The sequence below is a fragment of the Sinomonas halotolerans genome (genome assembly GCF_039615075.1).
GTDB classification, from domain to species: Bacteria; Actinomycetota; Actinomycetes; order Actinomycetales; family Micrococcaceae; genus Sinomonas; species Sinomonas halotolerans.
The window spans coordinates 70733-89799 of the sequence record NZ_JBDFRB010000005.1 but is presented as its reverse complement, the minus strand read 5'-3'; the positions used below and the strand labels follow the sequence as shown (position 1 = coordinate 89799).

The following is a 19067-nucleotide window of genomic DNA, read 5'->3' as shown; positions in this document are numbered from 1 at the left end:
GCATGCTGTCATGGCTCAAGGACAAGGCAGGGCCAGGAGGCGCGGCGGCGTACGCTGCGCTCCTGTGCCTGGTGGTGCTCGCCGTGAGCGGCGCCGTAGGCCTCGCGCTGCACCAGCCCTGGCTGTTCCCGAGCCTGGGGCCGACAGTCATGCTCTTCTTCGAATCCCCCGAGCAGAAGGCCTCCCGGCCGCTCAATTCCCTCGTCGGCCACGGCGTGGCCCTCCTCGCGGGGATCGCCGCCTACCACGGGTTCGGCCTGCACAATGCCGAGTCGGCCGCGGCCGGAGGGCTCACCGTGGCCCACCTCTGGGCGGGCGCGCTGTCAGTCGCGGTGACGACCCTCGCGCTCACCTGGCTCAAGACCCCGCACCCGCCCGCCGGAGCGACGACGCTGATCGTGAGCCTCGGCATCCTGAGCGGGCCGATGGCCCTCCTCTCGATGGCAGGGGCCATCCTCCTCGTGACCGCCCTCGGCTGGGGGCTGAACATGCTGCTCGGCACGCGCCCGAACACTGACCCCTCCTAGAGGCCAGGCCTCCCTTCTGCGCAGGCCTTCTGTCCTGAAGACGCCGGACGTACCCTGTACCCGTCCCGAGTGAATCGCCCGCAGGACTCTGGGGCCCGGCGAGGCGGAATCAATGCCGAAGGAGCGCCCCATGTCCACGAACCCGACCAGCACCCCGAACGTCGTCCGGACCCTGGACAGGAAGTCCCACGACGATCCCGACGAGCGGCGGACCCCCGAGAAGTCCCAGATCGACGTGGTCCATGTGGGGGACTACACGATCGGCCGGTTCTCCTTCGAACCCGGCTGGCGCTGGTCCGAGTGCATCAAGCCCGTGGTGGGGACCGAGAGCTGCCAGAACAACCACGTCGGCTACTGCGTCTCGGGCTCCCTCACCGTCCGGCTCGCCAGCGGCGAAGAAGCCACCGTGAACGCGGGCGACTCCTACACGATCCCCCCGGGCCACGACGCATGGGTCAACGGCAGCGAGAAGTTCGTCGGGCTCGAGTTCCTCAGCGCGGCGACCTACGCGAAGGCCGAGTAGCGACCAGGGCGCCGGGCGGACCAGAGCGCCGGGCGGACCAGAGCGCCGGGCGGACCTGAGGGCCGGCCGGACCCTCAGGTCACGAGGGCCTGGGTGGCGCTCTCCTTGAGCTTGCCGTTGGCCCACTTCATCTGCCGGAGCGTCTGGGGGTGGCAGCGCTGGGCGACCTCCAGCAGGTCCCGGTGCTTGATGCCCTGGGCCGCCTGGGCCACGAGCTCCCAGTCCACAGAGACGCCGGCCGCCTTGAGGTAGACCTCGCGCAGGTCCCGGAGCAGGAGCAGCGCCGGGGCCCGGCGGCGGCCTACGAGCTCGGTGCCCTTCTCCACGAGCGCCCGGACAGCGCCTCGGTCCTCCCCCGCCTCGGGGTCGAGCCGCTGCCCGTACCGCTGTGCGATCTCGGAGAGCTCGCGGACATGCTGCTGGGACCAGCGGGCCAGATCCTGGGCGAGGTAGAAGATCTCGTGGTCCGTCTTGTGGCGCTCCGAAATCTTGAGCAGCTCGTGGGCGAGCTCCGCCTCGGAGCGGTGCAGCTCCTCGAGGGCGAGTCCGATCTTCATCGCGTTCCTCCCTGCTGGGCTGACGCCGCCGGGGCGGACGCCGTCGTCGTCGGCGCGGGTGCCGGGCCCTCCCCCGGGCCGAGCCGGGTGAGGCGCGCCGCCGCCGTCTTGAAGATCGGCTGCTTGGAGCACGCGTCCCAGTCCGTGATGGTGAGCTCGTTCGCCGCGCGCCCGGGCGAGCCGTCGCCGTCGGGCGCGCGCCCGCCCTCGGTGTCCCAGTAGCCGTAGTGGAAGGGCAGGAACAGCACGCCGGGACGGATGCCGGAGACGCGGGCCTGCGCACGGACGGAGCCGCGGGGGCTGGCGACCTCCACGAGGTCGCCCTCGGCGATGCCGGCCGCGGCGGCGTCCTGCTCGGAGACCTCCACCCAGACCTCCGGCGCCGCGGCCTGGAGCTCCGGTACCCGGCCCGTCTTGGTGCGGGTGTGGAAGTGGTAGAGCGTCCGGCCAGTGGTGAGCATGAAGGGATAGTCCACGCTGGGGCCCTCGTGCGGGGGCAGGTACTCGGCGGCCTTGACCATGGCGCGGCCGGACGGGTTCATGGCCTTGTACTCGGTCGGCTCGAGCGGCGCGCCCGTCACGAGGTCGCGGCCGTAGCTCTCGCAGTACTCGGGCGCGGCCCAGAACTTCCCGTCCGCATAGAGGCGCTCCGTGCCGTCGGGGCTGTCCTCGGTGCAGGGCCACTGGATGCCCGAGCCGCCGCGGAGCTTCCCGTACGTGAGCCCCGAGTAGTCGCAGGGCCGGCCCCGGCTGCACTCCTTCCAGGCCTCGAACGCCGACTCGGCGGCCGTCCACTTCACGAGCGGCGCGCCGTCCTTGTCCGTCAGGCCCAGCCGGTGGGCGAAGTCGATGAAGATCTCCAGATCCGCACGCGCCTCCCCCGGCGGGTCGACGGCCTTCTCCGAGAGGTGCACCGTCCGGTCCACATTGGTGAAGGTCCCGGTCTTCTCGCCCCAGGTCGCGGCGGGGAGGACGACGTCGGCGAACTGGGCCGTCTCGGACAGGAAGATGTCCTGGACCACGAGGAACAGCCGCTCCTGCCCCAGGATCGAACGGACCCGGTGGAGCTCGGGCAGTGAGACGGCGGGGTTGGTGCCGCTCACCCAGAGCATCCTGATGGAGCCCTCCTCGGCGTAGCGCATCATCTGCATGACGTGCGTGGGCGGCGAGTAGTGCGGGATGTCCATCGGGTCGATGTTCCACACGCGGGCCAAGTCCTGGATGTGCGCGTCGTTGCTCCAGTTGCGGAAGGCGGCCAGGTCGCCGTCCGCCCCGCATTCGCGGGTGTTCTGGGCCGTGGGCTGGCCGTTCATCTGCAGGATCCCGCAGCCCGGCCGGCCGAGCATGCCGCGGATGATGTGGATGTTGTTCACCTGGACGGCCGCGGCCGTGGCCTGGTGGGACTGGTAGAAGCCCTGGAGCACCGTGCTCAGGAGCCTCTCGGCGCGGCCCAGGACGGCGGCGGCCTCACGGATCTTCTCGGCCGGCACGTCGCAGATGCGGGCCGCGGTCTCGGGCGTGTACCCCTTGACCTGTGCGACCAGGTCCTCGTAGCCCAGCGTGTGCGCGTCGATGTACGCCTGGTCCACCCACCCGTTGGCGATGATCTCGTGCAGGATCCCGTTCATGAGGGCCACATTCGTGCCGGGCAGGGGCGCGAGGTGGACGGTCGCGTGGACGGCCACCTGGGTGGGCCGCGGATCGACGCACACCACCTTCGGCGGGTTCGGTCCCGCGAGCCGGTCCAGGATGCGCATCCACAGCACGCTCTGCGTCTCCGCCACGTTGTGCCCGAAGAGGGCGATCGCGTCGGCGTGGTCCACGTCCGTGTAGGACCCGGGCTGGCCGTCGCAGGCGAAGGACTCCTTGAGGGCCTCGGCAGCGGTGGCGGTGCAGAGCCTCGTGTTGCCGTCCACATGGTTCGTGCCGATGCCGCCGTGGGCGATCACGCCGAGGGTGTAGTACTCCTCGGCGAAGAGCTGGCCGGTCGTATAGAAGCCGAGGGCGCTGGGGCCCTGCTCCTCGAGGAGCTCCCTGGCCCTCCCGGCGACCCGGTCCATCGCGGTGTCCCAGTCGGTCTCCACGAGGCGGCCGCCCTCGCGCACGAGCGGGCGGGTGAGCCGGTCCGGGGAGGCGTTGGCCTGCCACCCGTACAGGTCCTTCACCCCGAGGCGGCCGCGGTTGACGCGGTCCACGGCGCGGCCCCGCACTCCCGCGATGCGGCCGTCCTTGACCGCAATGTCCATCGCGTCGCCGTTGGAGTGGAGGATGGAGGCGGTCTGCACCCATCGGTCCACCGCGCCCGGCTCGAGGCCCTCCTCGAGATACTCGTCCACGCGCACGGGCCATTCCCCGCCCGGCCCGAAAGGGGTGCGCTCGCCCCACGGCTGGCCGATCCTGTCCCGGCCAATCCTGCCCTGCCCGATCCTGTCCTGGCCGATCCTGTCCTGGCCGATCCTGTCCTGCGATCCACTGTTCGCCGCCATGGCCTCGTTTCTACCCGGGCCGGCCGCTCTCAGACCAGAGCCCGTGAAGTTGCCGATGCAAACAATTTTCTGGCGACCCCGCCCAGCCGCGCGAGCCGGGCGGCGGAGGCGGCAGGCCGGCGTCGTCCGTGAACGCGTACCCGGACCACAGGCGGGCCAAAGCCTCCTGACAGGTTCACCCGCGACTGTTGGGTCAGGCGCGCATCACCGCCGCCCGCACACCACTGGAGGCAAGCATGAAGATCACCCAGCGCATGGCCTATCTGACGGCGTCCGCCGTCGCGGCAGCCGGCCTCATGGGCGCCGGCGTGGTGGCCGCCAACGCGGCCGCGACGCCGAGCCCCTCCCCGAGCGCGTCCAGCTCGGCGAGCCCGTCCACTGGCGGCCAGTCCACTGGCGGGCACGGCGCCGGGGGCCAGCACCGCGGCGGCCACGAGCACACGGCGGCGAGCGCGGAGGAGACGGCCAAGGTCACCGAGGCCGTCAAGGCCAAGGACGCCAACGCGGAGGTGACCGAGGTCCGCAAGGACCCGGACGGCTCGTTCGACGCGATCGGCACGAGCAACGGCAACCGCGTCCACTACGAGGTCAGCGCCGACTACGCGACAGTGACCGTGAACGAGGGCGGCGGCCGCGGTCCCGGGGGGCACGGCGGCGGGCACTGCGGCGGGCACAGCGACGACGGCCAGGACGCGGGCGCGAGCAGCGACGGGGCCGACGCCAGCACCAGCAGCGACGGCACGTCGCAGAGCTGAGGGGACATGACCCCGCAAATGCTGTGGGGCGTTGCGGGGTCATGTCCCCTCTTCCCGTTGCGGGGTCATGTCCCTAGGGCACGTCCAGGATCTCGCTCCGGATGAGGAAGCGCTTCCCCTCCGGGGCCTCGAGGGAGAAGCCGCTCCCCCGGCCCGCGACGACGTCGACCGTGAGGTGCGTGTGGGACCAGTACCCGAACTGCTCCCGGGACATCCAGAAGCCCACCTCCCCGCGCCCGGGGAGGTCGAAGAGCCCGAGCTGCACGTCGGCGTCGCCCGTGAGGAACTCCCCGGCGGGGAAGCACATGGGCGCGGACCCGTCGCAGCAGCCTCCGGACTGGTGGAACATGAGCGGGCCGTGGCGCTCCCAGAGCGAGTGCAGCAGCGCCAGCGCGGGCGCGGTCAGCGCGACCCGGGAGAAGTCCTCCCCGGGCCGCACCGGCCGTGCCGCGAGCGCCGCCCCGGCAGGAACAGCGTCCATCAGAGTGCTCCCATCAGAACTTGATGACCACGCGGCCGTCGATCTTGGCGTGGTGCATCTCGTCGAAGACCTGGTTGATCTCGGTCAGGTCCCGGGTGTGGAACGTGGGGTGGATGAGGCCGCGCGCGTAGAAGTCGAGCGCCTCCTCGAGGTCCTGGCGCGTGCCGACGATCGAGCCGCGGATCGTGAGCCCCTTGAGCACGATGTCGAAGATCGGCGCCGGGAAGTCGCCGGGGGGCAGGCCGTTGAACACGATCGTCCCGCCGCGGCGGGCCATGCCGATCGCCTGCCCGAACGCGGCCGGGTGGACGGCCGTGACGAGGACGCCGTGCGCGCCGCCGGTGGCCTCCTGGATGGCCGACGCCGGGTCCTCGGCGAACGCGTTCACCGTCACCTCGGCGCCGTGCTTCTTCGCGAGCGCGAGCTTCTCGTCCGCGACGTCCACGGCGGCGACGCGCATGCCCATCGCGACCGCGTACTGCACCGCGATGTGCCCGAGCCCGCCGATGCCGGAGATGACGACCCACTGGCCCGGCTTCACCTCGGTCTGCTTGAGGCCCTTGTACACGGTGACGCCCGCGCACAGGACCGGCGCGACCTCGTACGGGTCGGAGCCCTCGGGGATGCGGGCGGCAAACTTGGTGTCGACGAGCATGTACTCGCCGAAGGACCCGTCCACCCCGTAGCCGCCGTTCTGCTGGGACTCGCACAGCGTCTCCCAGCCGGTGCGGCAGTACTCGCACGCGCCGCACGCGCTCCACAGCCAGGCGTTGCCCACAAGGTCGCCCACGGCGAGGTCGGTGACGCCCTCGCCGACCGCGACGACGGTCCCGACTCCCTCGTGGCCCGGCACGAGCGGGAGCTTGGGCTTGACGGGCCAGTCGCCCTGGGCGGCGTGGAGGTCGGTGTGGCAGACGCCGCTCGAGACGAGCTTCACGAGCGCCTGGCCCGGGCCGGGCGCGGGGACCTCGAGCTCGTCGACGGAGAGCTCCTGGCCGAAGCCGTGGACGACTGCTGCTGTGTAGGTTGAGCGAAGCTGGCTGGTCATGGTCATGCTCCTTTGCATGGCGGGTTGGGGGCGGTAGGCGAGGCGCACGACGGCGGCGGGTCACCGGCGTCGTGCGCCTCGCCTCGCTGGTGAGCGGGCTGGGAGGGGACGGCCTAGAAGAAGCCGAGCTTCGACTCTGCGTACGAGACGAGCATGTTCTTGGTCTGCTGGTAGTGCTCGAGCATCATGAGGTGCGTCTCGCGGCCGATCCCGGAGGACTTGTACCCTCCGAACGCGGCGTGCGCGGGGTAGGCGTGGTAGTTGTTCACCCACACGCGCCCCGCCTCGATCTCGCGGCCCGCGCGGTAGGCCACGTTGCCGTTGCGGCTCCACACGCCGGCGCCGAGGCCGTAGAGGGTGTCGTTGGCGATCTCGAGGGCCTCCTCGTAGTCGGAGAACTTCGTGACCGAGACGACCGGGCCGAAAATCTCCTCCTGGAAGATGCGCATGCCGTTGTGGCCCTCGAAGATGGTGGGCTCGACGTAGTAGCCGCCGGCGAGCTCGCCCTCGAGGGCGGCGCGCTTGCCGCCGGTGAGGACCTTCGCGCCCTCGGCCCTGCCGATCTCGATGTAGCTCAGGATCTTCTCGAGCTGGTCGTTGGAGGCCTGCGCGCCGATCATCGTCTCGGTGTCGAGCGGGTTGCCCTGCTTGATGGCCTTGGTGCGCTCGACGACGTCGCCCAGGAACTTCTCGTAGATGCCCTCCTGGATGAGCGCGCGGGACGGGCACGTGCAGACCTCGCCCTGGTTGAGCGCGAAGAGCGTGAAGCCCTCCTGGGCCTTGTCGTAGAAGGCGTCGTCCGCGGCGGCGATGTCCTCGAAGAAGATGTTCGGGCTCTTCCCGCCGAGCTCGAGCGTGACCGGGATGAGGTTCTGCGAGGCGTACTGCATGATGAGCCGGCCCGTCGTCGTCTCCCCCGTGAACGCGATCTTGCGGATGCGCGGGCTCGAGGCGAGCGGCTTGCCGGCCTCGACGCCGAACCCGTTGACGATGTTCAGCACGCCGGCCGGGAGGAGGTCCGCGATGAGCTCGGCGAGGACGAGGACGCTCGCCGGGGTCTGCTCGGCGGGCTTGAGCACGACGGCGTTGCCCGCGGCGAGGGCGGGGGCGAGCTTCCACACGGCCATGAGGAGCGGGAAGTTCCACGGGATGATCTGGCCGACGACGCCGAGCGGCTCGTGGAAGTGGTACGCGGTGGTGTGCTCGTCGATCTGCGAGAGCGAGCCCTCCTGGGCGCGGATCGCGCCGGCGTAGTAGCGGAAGTGGTCCACGGCGAGCGGCAGGTCCGCGGCGAGGGTCTCCCGGACGGGCTTGCCGTTGTCCCACGTCTCCGCCACGGCGAGCATTTCGAGGTTCTCCTCGATCCGGTCCGCGATCCGGTGCAGGACGAGGGCACGCTCGGCGGCGGAGGTCTTGCCCCAGCCGGGGGCGGCCTTGTGCGCGGCGTCGAGGGCGAGCTCGATGTCCTCGGCCTGCGAGCGCGCGACCTCGGTGAAGACCTTGCCCGTGACGGGGGTGATGTTCTCGAAGTACTGGCCGCCGACCGGGGCGACCCACTCGCCGCCGATGAAGTTCTCGTACCGGTCCTTGAAGGTGACCTTGGCGCCCTCGGTCCCGGGGAAAGCGTAGACGGTCATGGCGAAACTCCTTTGTCTCTGGGGCAGGTGGTGCCAGCCCTCGGCCGGTCCCGCCGTCGGGGCCGGTGCTGGCTCGAGCGTAGGAGCGTGGGGGTTGCGGGGGCGTTGCAACGATGTGGCGCGGGTCACAGGGTGCCCGCCCCGGGTTGCTGGGCCCATGAGCGGGCCCTCCCCATTGGGCTTGAGTTCGCCCCGCGTTTCCCCCTCGGCCCCTCCTTTGTTGCAGATGCGAACTAGCGTCCTTGCCGCGGCGCAATCCGTCGCCGCACCCCATCAGGAGGAATCCACTATGAAGCGCACGATTGCGGCGCTCGCCTCGGCCTGCGCGGTCGGAGCGATCATCACCGGCTCGCTCGGCGCCGGCGCGGCCGCGCCGGCCACGGCAGCCCCGGCCCCCGACGGTCGCATCAAGAACGTCATCTACATGGTCGGCGACGGCATGGGCCGCACCCATGTCACGGCAGGCCGCGAGCGGTTCTACGGCGCCAACGGCCGCATGGCCATGGAGACGATGCCGTCCCACGGCTTCGTGAGCACCTACGCCGTGGAGGAAGGTTCCGCGCAGCCAGGCCAGCCCGGCTTCGCCCCCAACCTCGTGACCGACTCCGCCTCCTCCGCGACCGCCTGGTCCTCCGGAGTGAAGACGTACAACGCTGCCCTGGGCGTCGACGCCAAGGGCGCCGTCGTCCCGACCGCGATGGAGATGGCCAAACAGGCCGGCTACCGCACGGGCAACGTCAGTACCGCCGAGATCACGGACGCGACGCCGGCGGGCCAGATGAGCCACGCGCTCGCCCGCGGCTGCCAGGGTCCGGTGTACTCGGCCAAGTCCTGCCAGAAGCCCGACGTCACGGGGTCCGCCGTGCCCACGAGCGACCTGCGCGTGACGCCGATTGCGAAGCAGATTGCGCGCAACGGCACGGCCGACGTAATCCTCGGCGGCGGCCTGAGCCGCTTCGACGCCGAAGATGAGAAGGCGCTGCGCGACCAGGGCTACGACGTGCTCAGCTCGCCGGCGTCGCAGAAGGTCGCGACCAAGGACGACCTCGCGAAGGCTCAGAGCGGCAAGGTCTTCGGCCTTTTCAACAAGGGCAACCTCACGATCGAGAAGTCGAAGCAGGACAACCCGTCCTCGCCGCAGGCGCTCGAGCCCACGCTCGCGGAGATGACCAAGAAGTCCATCGAGTTGCTCGGCCAGGGCGGTGAGAAGGGCAACGGCTTCTACCTGCAGGTCGAGGGCGCGCTGATCGACAAGCGCTCCCATGCCAACGACGCCGCGCAGACCCTCGAGGAGATCAAGGCATTCGACGACGCTGTTGCCGCAGCCCTCGACTTCGCCAAGAAGGACGGGCACACGCTCGTCATCGTGACCGCGGACCACGAGTGCGCTGGCTTCAACATCATCGAGAAGGGCTCCTTCACGAATGCTGAGGCCGCCAACCCGCCGGGGAACATCGACGGGGGCAACCCTGCCAACAACTCGACGCCGAGCCGTCCCTACAGCGCCAACACGAAGGACGCCTCGCGCTCGACCGGGATCGTCAACGGCGCCGGCTCGAACGACCCGCACAACTTCGCGCCAGCCACCTTCCGCACCGCCGACGACCCGACCAGCGTCAAGGACGGCAGCCCGGAGGCCAGCCTGTGGCTGACGTACCTCTCCGGCAACCACACCGGCGCTGACGTTCCCGTCTACGCCTACGGTGCCGGCTCCGAGAAGCTGCAGGGCACGGTGGACAACATCGACCTGTTCGGCATCATGGCGGATTCCCTCCGCCTCCGCTGATCACCTCCTCCGCTGATGCCCGGGACGGCCTCCAGCCGCCCTCCCGGGCATCAGCACCCCAAGCACCCGAGCACCCGAGCACCAAGGATCGCCATGAAGACCTTCGCCACCCTCGCCCTCGCCAGCGCCGCCCTCCTCGCAGGATGCGCAGCGCCGGGCCAGCCGGACACGGCGGCACCCCAGCCCGTCTCCGTCCAGACGGCCCTGCCCGGCCTCACGGCGCCCACCGGCGAGCCCGGCCTCCCGTCCCTCCACGAGGCCCACCCGAAGCCCGGCCAGGCCATTCAGGCGGCAGGGCCTTTCGACGACCGCTTCGAGATCGAAGGGCTCGCCTTCGACGGCAAGGACGTCAAGGGAACCATCCGCATCACCTCCGACGTCAGCGACCTGCTCGAACTCCAGGTCCTCGCCGGCTTCTACGACGCCGACGGCACGCTCCTCGGGACCGCCCGGTTCGAACACCACCTCGACGAGAGCGAGGGCCACCAGCACGCTGGCCCCCCGAGCGAGGTGGAGGAGTTCAGCATCGCTGCGCCGGCTGCCGCGGGCAATGCAGTGTCGGCCGCCGTGGGCGTGCCGGTGCTCGTCAACGAGTGACGAGCACCGAATGAGGGCCCGGCCCGGCGCGGATGAGACGGCGCCGGGCAAGTTTCTCCTCGGACGGGGAATACCGAGTGGTGCCATTCGGTTATTCACGATGGCGGCACCCCGCCGGCCCCCCATCCAAGCAAAGGACAGACCATGCGCTTCGCAGTCTTCGGCACCGGAATCGTCGGACAGACCATCGCCCACAAGCTCGTCAGCCTCGGCCACGAGGTGGCCATGGGCACGAGGGACCCCGAGGCGACCCTCGCCCGCACCGAGCCGGACGGCTACGGCAACCCGCCCCTGAGCCAGTGGCTCGCCGAACGCCCCTCGGTCCAGCTCATGGCGTACGCAGACGCCGCCGCCTTCGGCGAGGCGGCCGTGAACACCACGGCGGGCAACGGCTCGCTCCAGGCCCTCGAGGCGGCGGGCGCCGGGAACCTCGCCGGCAAGGTCCTCATCGACATCGCCAACCCCCTTGACTTCTCCCAGGGCATGCCCCCGGCCCTCAACCCGGTCAACACGGACAGCCTGGGCGAGCAGATCCAGCGCGCCTTCCCCGAGACCCGCGTGGTCAAGACCCTCAACACGATGAACGCGGCCATCATGGTTGACCCCTCCCTGGTGCCCGGGCAGCACAACGCGTTCGTCTCGGGCAACGACGCCGAGGCCAAGGCGTTCGTGGTCGAGCGGCTCGTGGAGTTCGGGTGGCCGCGGGAGGCCGTCATCGACCTCGGCGACATCAGCACCGCGCGCGGCACCGAGATGCTCCTGCCCGTCTGGCTCCGACTGTGGGGCGCGCTCGGGCACGCGGACTTCAACTTCCACATCGCGGTGGCATGAGCCATGGAGCCCGCGCCGCGCCGCCGCACACTCGTCCTCGTCGCCCATCCAGACCTCCCCGCGTCCCGGGTCACGGCGCACCTCGCGGAGGCAGCCGGGGCGCTGGAGGACACCACCGTCCATGATCTCGCCGCGGCCTACCCGGACGGCCGGATCAGCGTCACGGACGAGCAGCGCCTGCTGGTGGAGCACGACAGGATCGTGTGGCTGTTCCCGTGGCACTGGTACTCGGTGCCCAGTGCGCTCAAGGCCTGGATGGACCAAGTGCTCGTCTACGGCTTCGCCTACGGCGCGGGAGGCACCGCGCTGCACGGCAAGGAGCTCCAGCTGGTCACCTCGACGGGCGGCCCCGAGAGCTCGTACGCACCGGACGGGCACAACGGCTTCACCATGGGCGAGCTGCTCGCGCCGATCGCGGCCACGGCGAACCTCACGGGAATGCGGCTCGCCGAGCCGCTCGTCCTGTTCGGGGCCCGCACGGCCTCCGACGAAGAGCTGGGCCTCCACGCCGAGCGCTGCCTCGCGCTCCTGGCGGCCTGAGCCGTGGCCGGGACGCGGAATCCCCACAGCGCCGGGCGCCCCCGCTCGGCGGAGAAGGAGGCGGCCATCCTCAGCGCGGCGCTCGGGCTGCTGGCCTCCCAGGGCTACACGCGCATGAGCCTGGGCCAGGTGGCCGCCACGGCCGGGGTCAGCACGTCCACCATCCACCTTCGCTGGAAGACGAAGGCGGACCTGGTCACCGCGGCGCTGGCCTCGGCCCGGATGGCCGATGCCCCCCCGGCCAGCGGAGACCTCAGGACGGACCTCATCGCGATCCTGGTCGACTTCTCGGCGACGATCGAGAGGGTCAACGGCATGGCCCTCATCGGGACCTGCCTGGCCGAGGAGGCGCACACGCCCGAGCTCCTCGCGCTGCTCCGCCAGCGCACGGTCCTCCCGCGGCGGGCCCTGCTGCGCGAGGCGCTCGAGCGAGCTCGGGCCGCCGGCGAGTTCGAGGCCGAGGACCTCGAACCGCTCGTCTCCGCGCTCCTCGGGCCGTTCTACGCGGACTACATGGCCGGGCGCTCGGGGGACCCCGGGTGGGCGGCGCGCGCCGTGGACCTCGTGCTGGCGGGACTGCGCGGCTTGCCCGAGGGGCCGGGGATCGCCTACAGTTGAAATACCCCCAGGGGTATTTCGTGAATGTCCAGCAAGGAGAATCCCATGTGCAGCCCCGCAACGTGCTCGACCTGCGGCAAGGTGACGTGGACTGGCTGCGGCCAGCACGTCGACAAGGTGCTCGCGAACGTCCCTGAGAGCCGCCGCTGCCCCGGCCACGGCAACGCCCCGCGCTCGACGAGCTTCCTCGCGAAGCTCTTCTCGTTCCGCTGACGGGCGGGGCGCGGGCGGGAGGCCCGGCGCGCCTCAGCCCCCGAGCTTCTCCAGATGCGCGACGACGGCTGCCCGCCTGGGCGACCGCGGCGGCAGGAGGCGGAGAGCGGTGCGCCACGCCTCGTCGTCGTCCGTCGCCTCCGGGAGCGCGAGGTAGCTGAGCACGACGTCGACTGCCGCACTCCCCACGACGGCCTCGCGGAGCGTGGCGGAGAGCTCGTCGCGCAGCTCGGCGATGGCCGGCGCCTCCGAGCGCGGCAGGAGCTGCCCGCTGTAGGCGCCGAGCGCCTGGCGGTGCGAGCCGCGGACGAGGAGGGCGAGGGCGGTCATCGAGTCGACCTCGAGGCCCTCCACCCGGTACGGCCGCGAGAGCAGCGTGACGCCCATGCCGGAGGAATCGAGGGCCCTGCGCAGGCGCACGAGCTCCGCGCGCAGCGTCACCGCCGGCACCGGCTCGGCGTAGAGGCGCTCGGCGAGCTCCTCCGCGCTGAGCCCGCGCGGGTGCGCGGCGAGCAGCACGAGGATCTCCGAGTGCCGCGCGCTCACCGTCAGCTCGCGGCCCCCGCCGCGCAGCACGCCCTGGTCGCGGCCCGTCACGGACAGCACCGCGCCGGGGCCCCGCGCGGGCGGGCCCTCGCGGCGGGGCCGCTGGGGCACGCCGGCAGGGCCGAGGGCGCGGAGGCGCTCCTCCACCGCGGCCGCCGTTGCGCGCAGCCACGGCATGGCATGCCCGCCCACCGCCTGCTCCCCGCCGGTGAGGTCCACGACGCCGATCGGCCCGCCCGTGCGCGGGTCCCGGATCGGGATCGCCGTGCACGAGAACGGCTCGGCGAGGGGGCTGAAGTGCTCGGGCCCGCGGATCTGGACCGGCGCGCCGGTCGCGAGCGCGGTGCCGGGGGCCGAGGTGCCCACGCTGGCCTCCGACCAGTCCGCCCCCTCGAGGAACGCCATCTCCTCCGCGCGGCGGCGCACCGTCCGGTCGCCGCCGAGCCACAGGAGCCGCCCGTCGGCGTCGCCCACCGCGACCAGAACGCCCGAGTCCTGCGCGGGGCGGATGAGCAGATCGTCGATGACCGGCATGATGCGGGCCAGAGGGTGGGCCTCGCGGTAGTCCGCGAGCTCCTCCTCGGCGAGGATGCTCGTCACCGCGGCGTCCTCGCGGCGCGGGTGCACGGCAAGGGAGCGCCGCCAGGACTCCTCGACGACCTGCGAACGCGCGGGAGAGCCCGTGGGGTCCGGCCCCGCCGACTGCAGCCGTTCTGCGCGCACGCCAACCCACCTCTTCATGTGCTGGGAATCACAGTCTAGCCCGCGCGCGCCACCCCCAGCCCTCCCGACAACCCGGGGTCACCTCCCAACAACCCGGGGTCACCTCCCAACGACCCGGGGTCACCTCCCAACAACCCGGGGTCACCTCCCAACAACCCGGGGTCACCCCCCAACAACCCGGGGTCACCCCCCAACAACCCGGGGTCACCCCCCAACAACCCGGGGTCACCCCCCAACAACCCGGGGTCACCCCCCAACAACCCGGGGTCACCCCCCAACGATCCGGGGTCACCTCCCAACGACCCGGGGTCACGTCTCAACGACCCGGGGTCAATCAGTCCGAATCGTCAATCCGCTTGAGCAGGTCGCCCAGGGCGTCGCGAATCTCATCGTGGTTGTACTGCGACGCCCGGCTCTCGCCGGAGATCACGGCGCAGCGGTGCACCTTCTCCAGGTCGCTGAAGGGGAACTTGTAGCGAGCCTTGACTTCGCCGTCGGCGTCGTCGTCCACGCCGAGGAACCAGCGCGAGTACTCCGCCTCGCCCTCGCCCTCGAGGTAGCGGCTGAGGTCGTCGGTCGAGGGTGCGTGCTCGCTCCAGTCGTCGCGCACGTCGCGGACCACCTTGCCCTCGCGCACCAGTTTCTTCGCGTGGTCGTAGGCCTCGCGGTTGAGCTTCACAGTCATGGTCTCCTCCTCGCGCACGACGCCGGCACTCGCCATGCGCTGGACGGTTACCCGGCCGCGGGCGAGGCAATCCGGGGACCCCGCATCGCAGAGAAGTGACCCCGGGCCGTTGGGAGGTGACCCCGGATCGTTGAGACGTGACCCCGCATCGCAGAGAAGTGACCCCGGGTCATTGGGGACGTGACCCCGCATCGCAGAGAAGTGACCCCGGGTCATTGGGGACGTGACCCCGCATCGCAGAGAAGTGACTCCGGGTCATTGGGGACGTGACCCCGCATCGCAGGGAGGTGACCCCGGGTCGTTGAGAGGTGACCCCGGGTGTTGGGGCGGAGGGTCAGCGGCGGGCGGCCTGTTCGGTCCGGGCCAGGTGCTGAGCCGCGTGTCGGACGGGGGCGTTCGGGGCCCCGTAGCCGTCGTACCCACCGACCCTCTGCACGACCTCGAAGAACACGCTCCCCACCGTGGCCGTGTAGAAGTGCAGGAACTCGCCCTCGGCGTCCCGGTCGTAGAGCAGGTCCAGCTCGCGCAGGGTGCCGAGGAACTCGGGAGCGAGGCCGAAGCGCGCGTCGAGGTCCTCGTAGTAGTTCGCCGGGATGGGCAGGAAGGGCAGGCCGCGGCGCCGGCAGGCACGCGCGTGCGTCACGAGGTCTGGGACCTCGATCGCGATGTGCTCTGCGAACGTGTCCTGCACGGTCCCGCGCACCGAGTCGGCCTGGCCCCACGGGGCAAGGTTGAGCGCGAGCCGGACGGCTTGGTCCCCTGTCTGCATGACCTGCGAGCGCACGAGCCCCGCCGGGCTCGAAACGTCCAGGGAGGGCTGCGGCGTGAGCGCGAGGACCGACGAGTAGAACAGCACGGCCTCGTCGTAGTGCTGCCATGGCTGGGCGAGGTTGATGTGGTCGATCCGGGCAGCGTGAGCGGACGACGCCGGGCCCGCACCGCCAGCGGGCGCCTCGCCCCGGGCGTGGGCGGCCGGGGTGGAGCTGCCCGCCGGAGTGCGGGAGGCGTCGTCGTGCACGCCCTCGCCGAACTCCCGCATCCAGCGGGCGTCCTGGCACAGGAACACGGCGGAGCCGTCCGGCGCCCAGACGGCCTGGAGGACTTCTTCCCCGGCCTGCGACGCGCGCGGCACGGGCGTTGCCTTGAGCTGCACGGCCCGGGCGACGGCGGTGACGGCGTCCTCGACGTCGAAGGCCAGCGCCGAGACGGCCGGGGCCACCCCGCGGGCGCCCTGCCCGTTGAGCACGACCCGCGCCCCGCCGAGCGTCCACAGCGAGACGGGCTTGGTGCGGTGCTCGCCGCGCGAGGCGAAGCCGAGCTGGGCGAGGAGCCGCTCGAGGCTGCGGGTGAGCGGCGCCCCACCCTCGGACATGACCTCGACGAAGTTCACGCCCGTGGGCGGCGCGACCTCGGGGAGCGTGCGCAGGCGCATCGCGACGGGATATGACCCCGCACTGGGATGTGAGCCCGCAGGGGGACATGCCCCCGCATCGGGCGCGCCCGTCCCGCCGGAGAGTGCCAGGCGCTGCGCGGTGCGCTCCTCGAGCGAGACGAGCGAGCGGATCGCGTCCACGGCCGTGCGCTCGGGGTCGGACTGCCGGAACGTGTCGTTGAAGACCTCGAGTGACACCGGCCCGTTGTAGCCCGTCCGTGCCACATGGCCGAGGAAGCCCGGCAGGTCGAACTGCCCCTCCCCCGGGAAGACGCGGTGGTGGCGGCTCCAGGACAGGACGTCGAGGGAGAGCTTGGGGGCGTCCGCGACCTGGACGAAGAAGACCTTCTCCCCCGGGATCGCCTCGATCCCGGCCGCGTCCGGCCCGCCCGACGAGAGGCGCGAGAGGATGTGGAAGGTGTCCAGGCACGCGCCGAGGCTCGGGTGGTCCGCGGCCTCGACGAGCCGCCACGCGTGCTCGAAGTCGTTCACGTACGTGCCCCACGCGAGGGCCTCGTACGCGACCCTGACCCCGTGGTCCGCGGCGAGCTGCGCGAGCCCGTGCAGCTGCTCGGCGCGGAGGGCGTCGTCGTCGATGGACGCGGTCGCGACGTTGCTGCAGACCAGAATGGTCTCGATCCCGAGCCGGCCCATGAGCCGGAACTTGGCCTCGGCGCGGCGCAGGTTGGCCCGGTATAGCCCGTCCGGCACGGAGTCGAGATCACGGAACGGCTGGTAGAGGTCCAGGCCCAGGGCGAGGTCGGCCGCGAGCGCGCGCACGTCCTCAGGGCTCAAGGGCGAGGTGACGAGGTCCGTCTCGAAGACCTCCACGCCATCGAACCCCGCCTTCGCGGCGGCCCGGAGCTTCTCCTCAAGCGTGCCCGAGAGGCACACGGTCGCGATGCCGGTGCGCATCAGGACGCCTTCGCCGGGAGGATCCCGACGGCCTCGCCGGAACCCTGCCCGGCCCCGAGCGACTCCCCGGAATCCCGCGCCTCCGCCTCGACCATCGCCAGGAAGTGGGCCCGCATGCGCTCGGCGTCCGGCTCGAGGCCGGTGAACATGCGGAACGCGTCAACGGCCTGGCCCACGGCCATGCGCCCACCGTCGAGCACGCGGCAGCCGGCGGCGCGGGCGTCGGCGAGCAGCTGCGTCTCGATCGGCCGGTACACGATGTCCGCGACCCAGTGCCGCGCCTCGAGCAGGGACGTGTCGAACGGGGTGCCCGGGTGGGCGGCCATCCCGAGCGGGGTGCAGTTCACGACGCCGTCCGCGGCCTCGAGCAGCGAGGCGATCTGCGCCGTCGTGCGCACCTCGACGGACGCGGCGGGGAAGTGCCGGCCCAGCTCGGCGGCGAGCGCGCCCGCGCGGGAGGGGTCGACGTCGACCACCGAGAGCCGCTCGACGCCGGCGGTGAGGAGGGCGTACGCGACGGCGGAGCCGGCCCCGCCCGCGCCGACCTGGACGGCGCTGCCCAACGCGGCGCCGGGCAGGCCCGCGCGGAACGCGGAGAGGAAGCCGGAGAAGTCCGTGTTGCGCCCCAGCGTGGTGCCGTCGGGGCGGATCAGGACCGTGTTGACGGCGCCGAGGCGGGCGGCGTCCTCGTCGATCGCGTCGAGGTGCTCCATGACGAGCTGCTTGCACGGGTGGGTGATGTTCAGGCCGTTGAAGCCGAGGCTCCGGGCGGCGCGGACCAGCTCGCCCACGCTCTCCGGGGGCAGGCCGAGCACGGCCAGGTCGATCGGCCGGTAGAGGTAGCGCAGCCCGTGGGCGGAACCCTCGGCCTCGTGCATCGCGGGGGTGAGGGAGGGGGTCACGCCGTCGCCGATCAGGCCGATCAGGAACGACTCCGATGTCAGGCTCATGTGATCCACAGTACACCCGTTTCTGCAACTTGTTGACGTGTTGCAGAAACGGTGCCACTCTGGGATAGTCGCTGTGATGGCGGACACAGCGTCCGGCCGGCAGCGCCGGCTCACCAGCTCAACGAGGAGGTTCGGATGGCAACGATCGCAGACATCGCCCAGGCGGCGGGGGTCTCGAAGTCCACCGTGTCCCGCTCGTTCACGCGCCCGGACTCGGTCAACGCCGAGACCCGGGAGCGCATCCTCGCCGTTGCAGCACAGCTGGGCTACACCCCCGCGCCCGCCAAGGCGGAGACCACCGGGACCATCGCGCTGTTCATCCCGGACATCGCGAACCCGTACTACCCGCCGCTCGTCAAGGCCGTCCAGGCGGCCTGCCGGCGGCAGTCGCTCTCGCTCATCGTCGTCGATGGCGAGGGCGACCCCGAGGCGGACGCCGAGGAACTCGAGCGGATCATCGGGCACGTCGACGGCGCGCTCGTGTTCGCCCCGAGGCTCGACGCCGGGCGCCTCCGCGCGCTCGACGCCGTCTCCCCCGTGGTGCTCATCAACCACGCCGCGGACGGGCTGCCGTCCGTGATCCTCTCGGCCCCCGAGGGGGCACGGCAGGCCGTGGAGCACCTCGTGGCCCTGGGCCACCGCAGCATCTCCTACCTCGCGAGCCTCGAGGACAACTACTCGAGCCGCGTGCGCCTCGCCGCAGCGGAGGAGGCCGCCGACCACCTCGGGGTCACCCTCCGCGTCCTCACCCACGCCAGCCCGACCTACGAGTCGGGCGTGCGCGGGGCCGACCTCGTGCTCGCCGAGCCTGTCACGGCCGTGATCGCGCACAACGACCTCATGGCCCTCGGCTGCCTCAACCGGCTCGTGGACCGCGGGGTCGAGGTCGGCAAGGATGTGAGCGTCATCGGCTTCGACGACATCTGGCTCGCCTCCGCCTCCCGTCCCACCCTCACGACGGTGACCACCCCGTACGACCGCGGAGGCGCCGTCGCCCTCCGCCTGCTCACCGAACGGATCGGCGACCGGGACCGCCCCGCCGCCACGATCCACCTCTCAGGCGACCTCACGGTCCGCAACAGCACCGGCCCCGCGCCGGCCACGCTGGACTGACCCGGCCCCGCCGCCTGCGCGGGCTCCCCGAGCGCGCGGCGCCCCTGCCGCACGGCCGGAATGCCGGCGTCGTCCGTCCCCTGCCCCTACCCTCCGTGTCCCCC

At 71.6% G+C, this 19067-nt stretch carries 19 protein-coding genes; 10 read left to right on the top strand and 9 right to left on the bottom strand.

What is annotated here, in order from left to right; translation table 11 throughout:
- The first annotated feature begins 2 nt into the window (after window positions 1-2).
- Together ABCQ75_RS07550 and ABCQ75_RS07545 are read left to right on the top strand one after the other, a co-directional pair.
- Window positions 3-527 (top strand): HPP family protein, encoded by a 525-nt coding sequence (locus ABCQ75_RS07550; RefSeq protein WP_345884383.1) that lies wholly within the window; start codon window positions 3-5, stop codon window positions 525-527.
- A gap of 130 nt (window positions 528-657) precedes the next feature.
- A complete protein-coding gene (locus ABCQ75_RS07545) occupies window positions 658-1050 on the top strand; it encodes a cupin domain-containing protein (RefSeq protein WP_345884382.1) in 393 nt (130 codons plus the stop codon).
- A gap of 74 nt (window positions 1051-1124) precedes the next feature.
- On the opposite strand, the gene ABCQ75_RS07540 is transcribed toward ABCQ75_RS07545, so the two are convergent.
- Both ABCQ75_RS07540 and ABCQ75_RS07535 read right to left on the bottom strand, forming a co-directional pair.
- Window positions 1125-1607, bottom strand: coding sequence for a hypothetical protein (locus ABCQ75_RS07540; protein WP_345884381.1), 483 nt, complete (start codon window positions 1605-1607; stop codon window positions 1125-1127).
- Window positions 1604-4093 (bottom strand): molybdopterin oxidoreductase family protein, encoded by a 2490-nt coding sequence (locus ABCQ75_RS07535; RefSeq protein WP_345884379.1) that lies wholly within the window; start codon window positions 4091-4093, stop codon window positions 1604-1606. Before ABCQ75_RS07535 ends, ABCQ75_RS07540 begins: the two co-directional genes overlap by 4 nt.
- Window positions 4094-4329: 236 nt before the next feature.
- On the opposite strand from ABCQ75_RS07535, the gene ABCQ75_RS07530 reads away from it, so the two are divergent.
- Complete coding sequence (locus ABCQ75_RS07530) at window positions 4330-4848, top strand: hypothetical protein (protein ID WP_345884377.1); 519 nt, start codon at window positions 4330-4332, stop codon at window positions 4846-4848.
- Between the two features lie 73 nt (window positions 4849-4921).
- On the opposite strand, the gene ABCQ75_RS07525 is transcribed toward ABCQ75_RS07530, so the two are convergent.
- The 3 genes from ABCQ75_RS07525 to adh form a co-directional block, all read right to left on the bottom strand.
- On the bottom strand, window positions 4922-5329 hold the full coding sequence (locus ABCQ75_RS07525; RefSeq protein ID WP_345884376.1) for a DUF779 domain-containing protein: 408 nt from the start codon (window positions 5327-5329) through the stop codon (window positions 4922-4924).
- Between the two features lie 13 nt (window positions 5330-5342).
- A complete protein-coding gene (gene adhP, locus ABCQ75_RS07520; protein WP_345884374.1) occupies window positions 5343-6377 on the bottom strand; it encodes an alcohol dehydrogenase AdhP in 1035 nt (344 codons plus the stop codon).
- 113 nt (window positions 6378-6490) lie between these two features.
- Window positions 6491-8014, bottom strand: coding sequence for an aldehyde dehydrogenase (gene adh, locus ABCQ75_RS07515; RefSeq protein WP_345884373.1), 1524 nt, complete (start codon window positions 8012-8014; stop codon window positions 6491-6493).
- 289 nt (window positions 8015-8303) lie between these two features.
- Between adh and ABCQ75_RS07510 the strand changes: the two genes are divergently transcribed.
- From ABCQ75_RS07510 to ABCQ75_RS07485, 6 genes are all read left to right on the top strand, one after another.
- On the top strand, window positions 8304-9800 hold the full coding sequence (locus ABCQ75_RS07510) for an alkaline phosphatase (RefSeq protein ID WP_345884371.1): 1497 nt from the start codon (window positions 8304-8306) through the stop codon (window positions 9798-9800).
- Between the two features lie 93 nt (window positions 9801-9893).
- A complete protein-coding gene (locus ABCQ75_RS07505; protein WP_345884369.1) occupies window positions 9894-10397 on the top strand; it encodes a hypothetical protein in 504 nt (167 codons plus the stop codon).
- A gap of 144 nt (window positions 10398-10541) precedes the next feature.
- The gene (locus ABCQ75_RS07500; protein ID WP_345884368.1) at window positions 10542-11228 is read left to right on the top strand and encodes an NADPH-dependent F420 reductase; all 687 of its coding nucleotides are present in this window, start codon (window positions 10542-10544) and stop codon (window positions 11226-11228) included.
- Window positions 11229-11231: 3 nt separating this feature from the next.
- Entirely contained in the window at window positions 11232-11768 is a 537-nt protein-coding gene (locus tag ABCQ75_RS07495; RefSeq protein ID WP_345884367.1) for an NAD(P)H-dependent oxidoreductase, read from the top strand.
- Between the two features lie 3 nt (window positions 11769-11771).
- Complete coding sequence (locus ABCQ75_RS07490) at window positions 11772-12386, top strand: TetR/AcrR family transcriptional regulator (protein ID WP_345884365.1); 615 nt, start codon at window positions 11772-11774, stop codon at window positions 12384-12386.
- Window positions 12387-12431: 45 nt separating this feature from the next.
- Window positions 12432-12599: a hypothetical protein gene (locus ABCQ75_RS07485; RefSeq protein ID WP_345884363.1), complete on the top strand. Its 168-nt coding sequence runs from the start codon at window positions 12432-12434 to the stop codon at window positions 12597-12599.
- Between the two features lie 33 nt (window positions 12600-12632).
- Here ABCQ75_RS07485 and ABCQ75_RS07480 read toward each other — a convergent pair whose 3' ends face one another.
- The 4 genes from ABCQ75_RS07480 to ABCQ75_RS07465 form a co-directional block, all read right to left on the bottom strand.
- Entirely contained in the window at window positions 12633-13886 is a 1254-nt protein-coding gene (locus ABCQ75_RS07480; protein ID WP_345884362.1) for a transcriptional regulator, read from the bottom strand.
- Window positions 13887-14202: 316 nt separating this feature from the next.
- Window positions 14203-14553 (bottom strand): hypothetical protein, encoded by a 351-nt coding sequence (locus ABCQ75_RS07475; RefSeq protein WP_345884676.1) that lies wholly within the window; start codon window positions 14551-14553, stop codon window positions 14203-14205.
- A gap of 334 nt (window positions 14554-14887) precedes the next feature.
- Window positions 14888-16900, bottom strand: a complete 2013-nt coding sequence (locus tag ABCQ75_RS07470) for a bifunctional sugar phosphate isomerase/epimerase/4-hydroxyphenylpyruvate dioxygenase family protein (protein ID WP_345884360.1) — start codon at window positions 16898-16900, stop codon at window positions 14888-14890.
- On the bottom strand, window positions 16900-17850 hold the full coding sequence (locus ABCQ75_RS07465; protein WP_345884359.1) for a shikimate dehydrogenase: 951 nt from the start codon (window positions 17848-17850) through the stop codon (window positions 16900-16902). The genes ABCQ75_RS07470 and ABCQ75_RS07465 overlap by 1 nt, the downstream gene beginning before the upstream one ends.
- Window positions 17851-17985: 135 nt before the next feature.
- Here ABCQ75_RS07465 and ABCQ75_RS07460 point away from each other — a divergent pair, with 135 nt between their 5' ends.
- Complete coding sequence (locus ABCQ75_RS07460; protein WP_345884356.1) at window positions 17986-18963, top strand: LacI family DNA-binding transcriptional regulator; 978 nt, start codon at window positions 17986-17988, stop codon at window positions 18961-18963.
- Window positions 18964-19067: the final 104 nt, after the last annotated feature.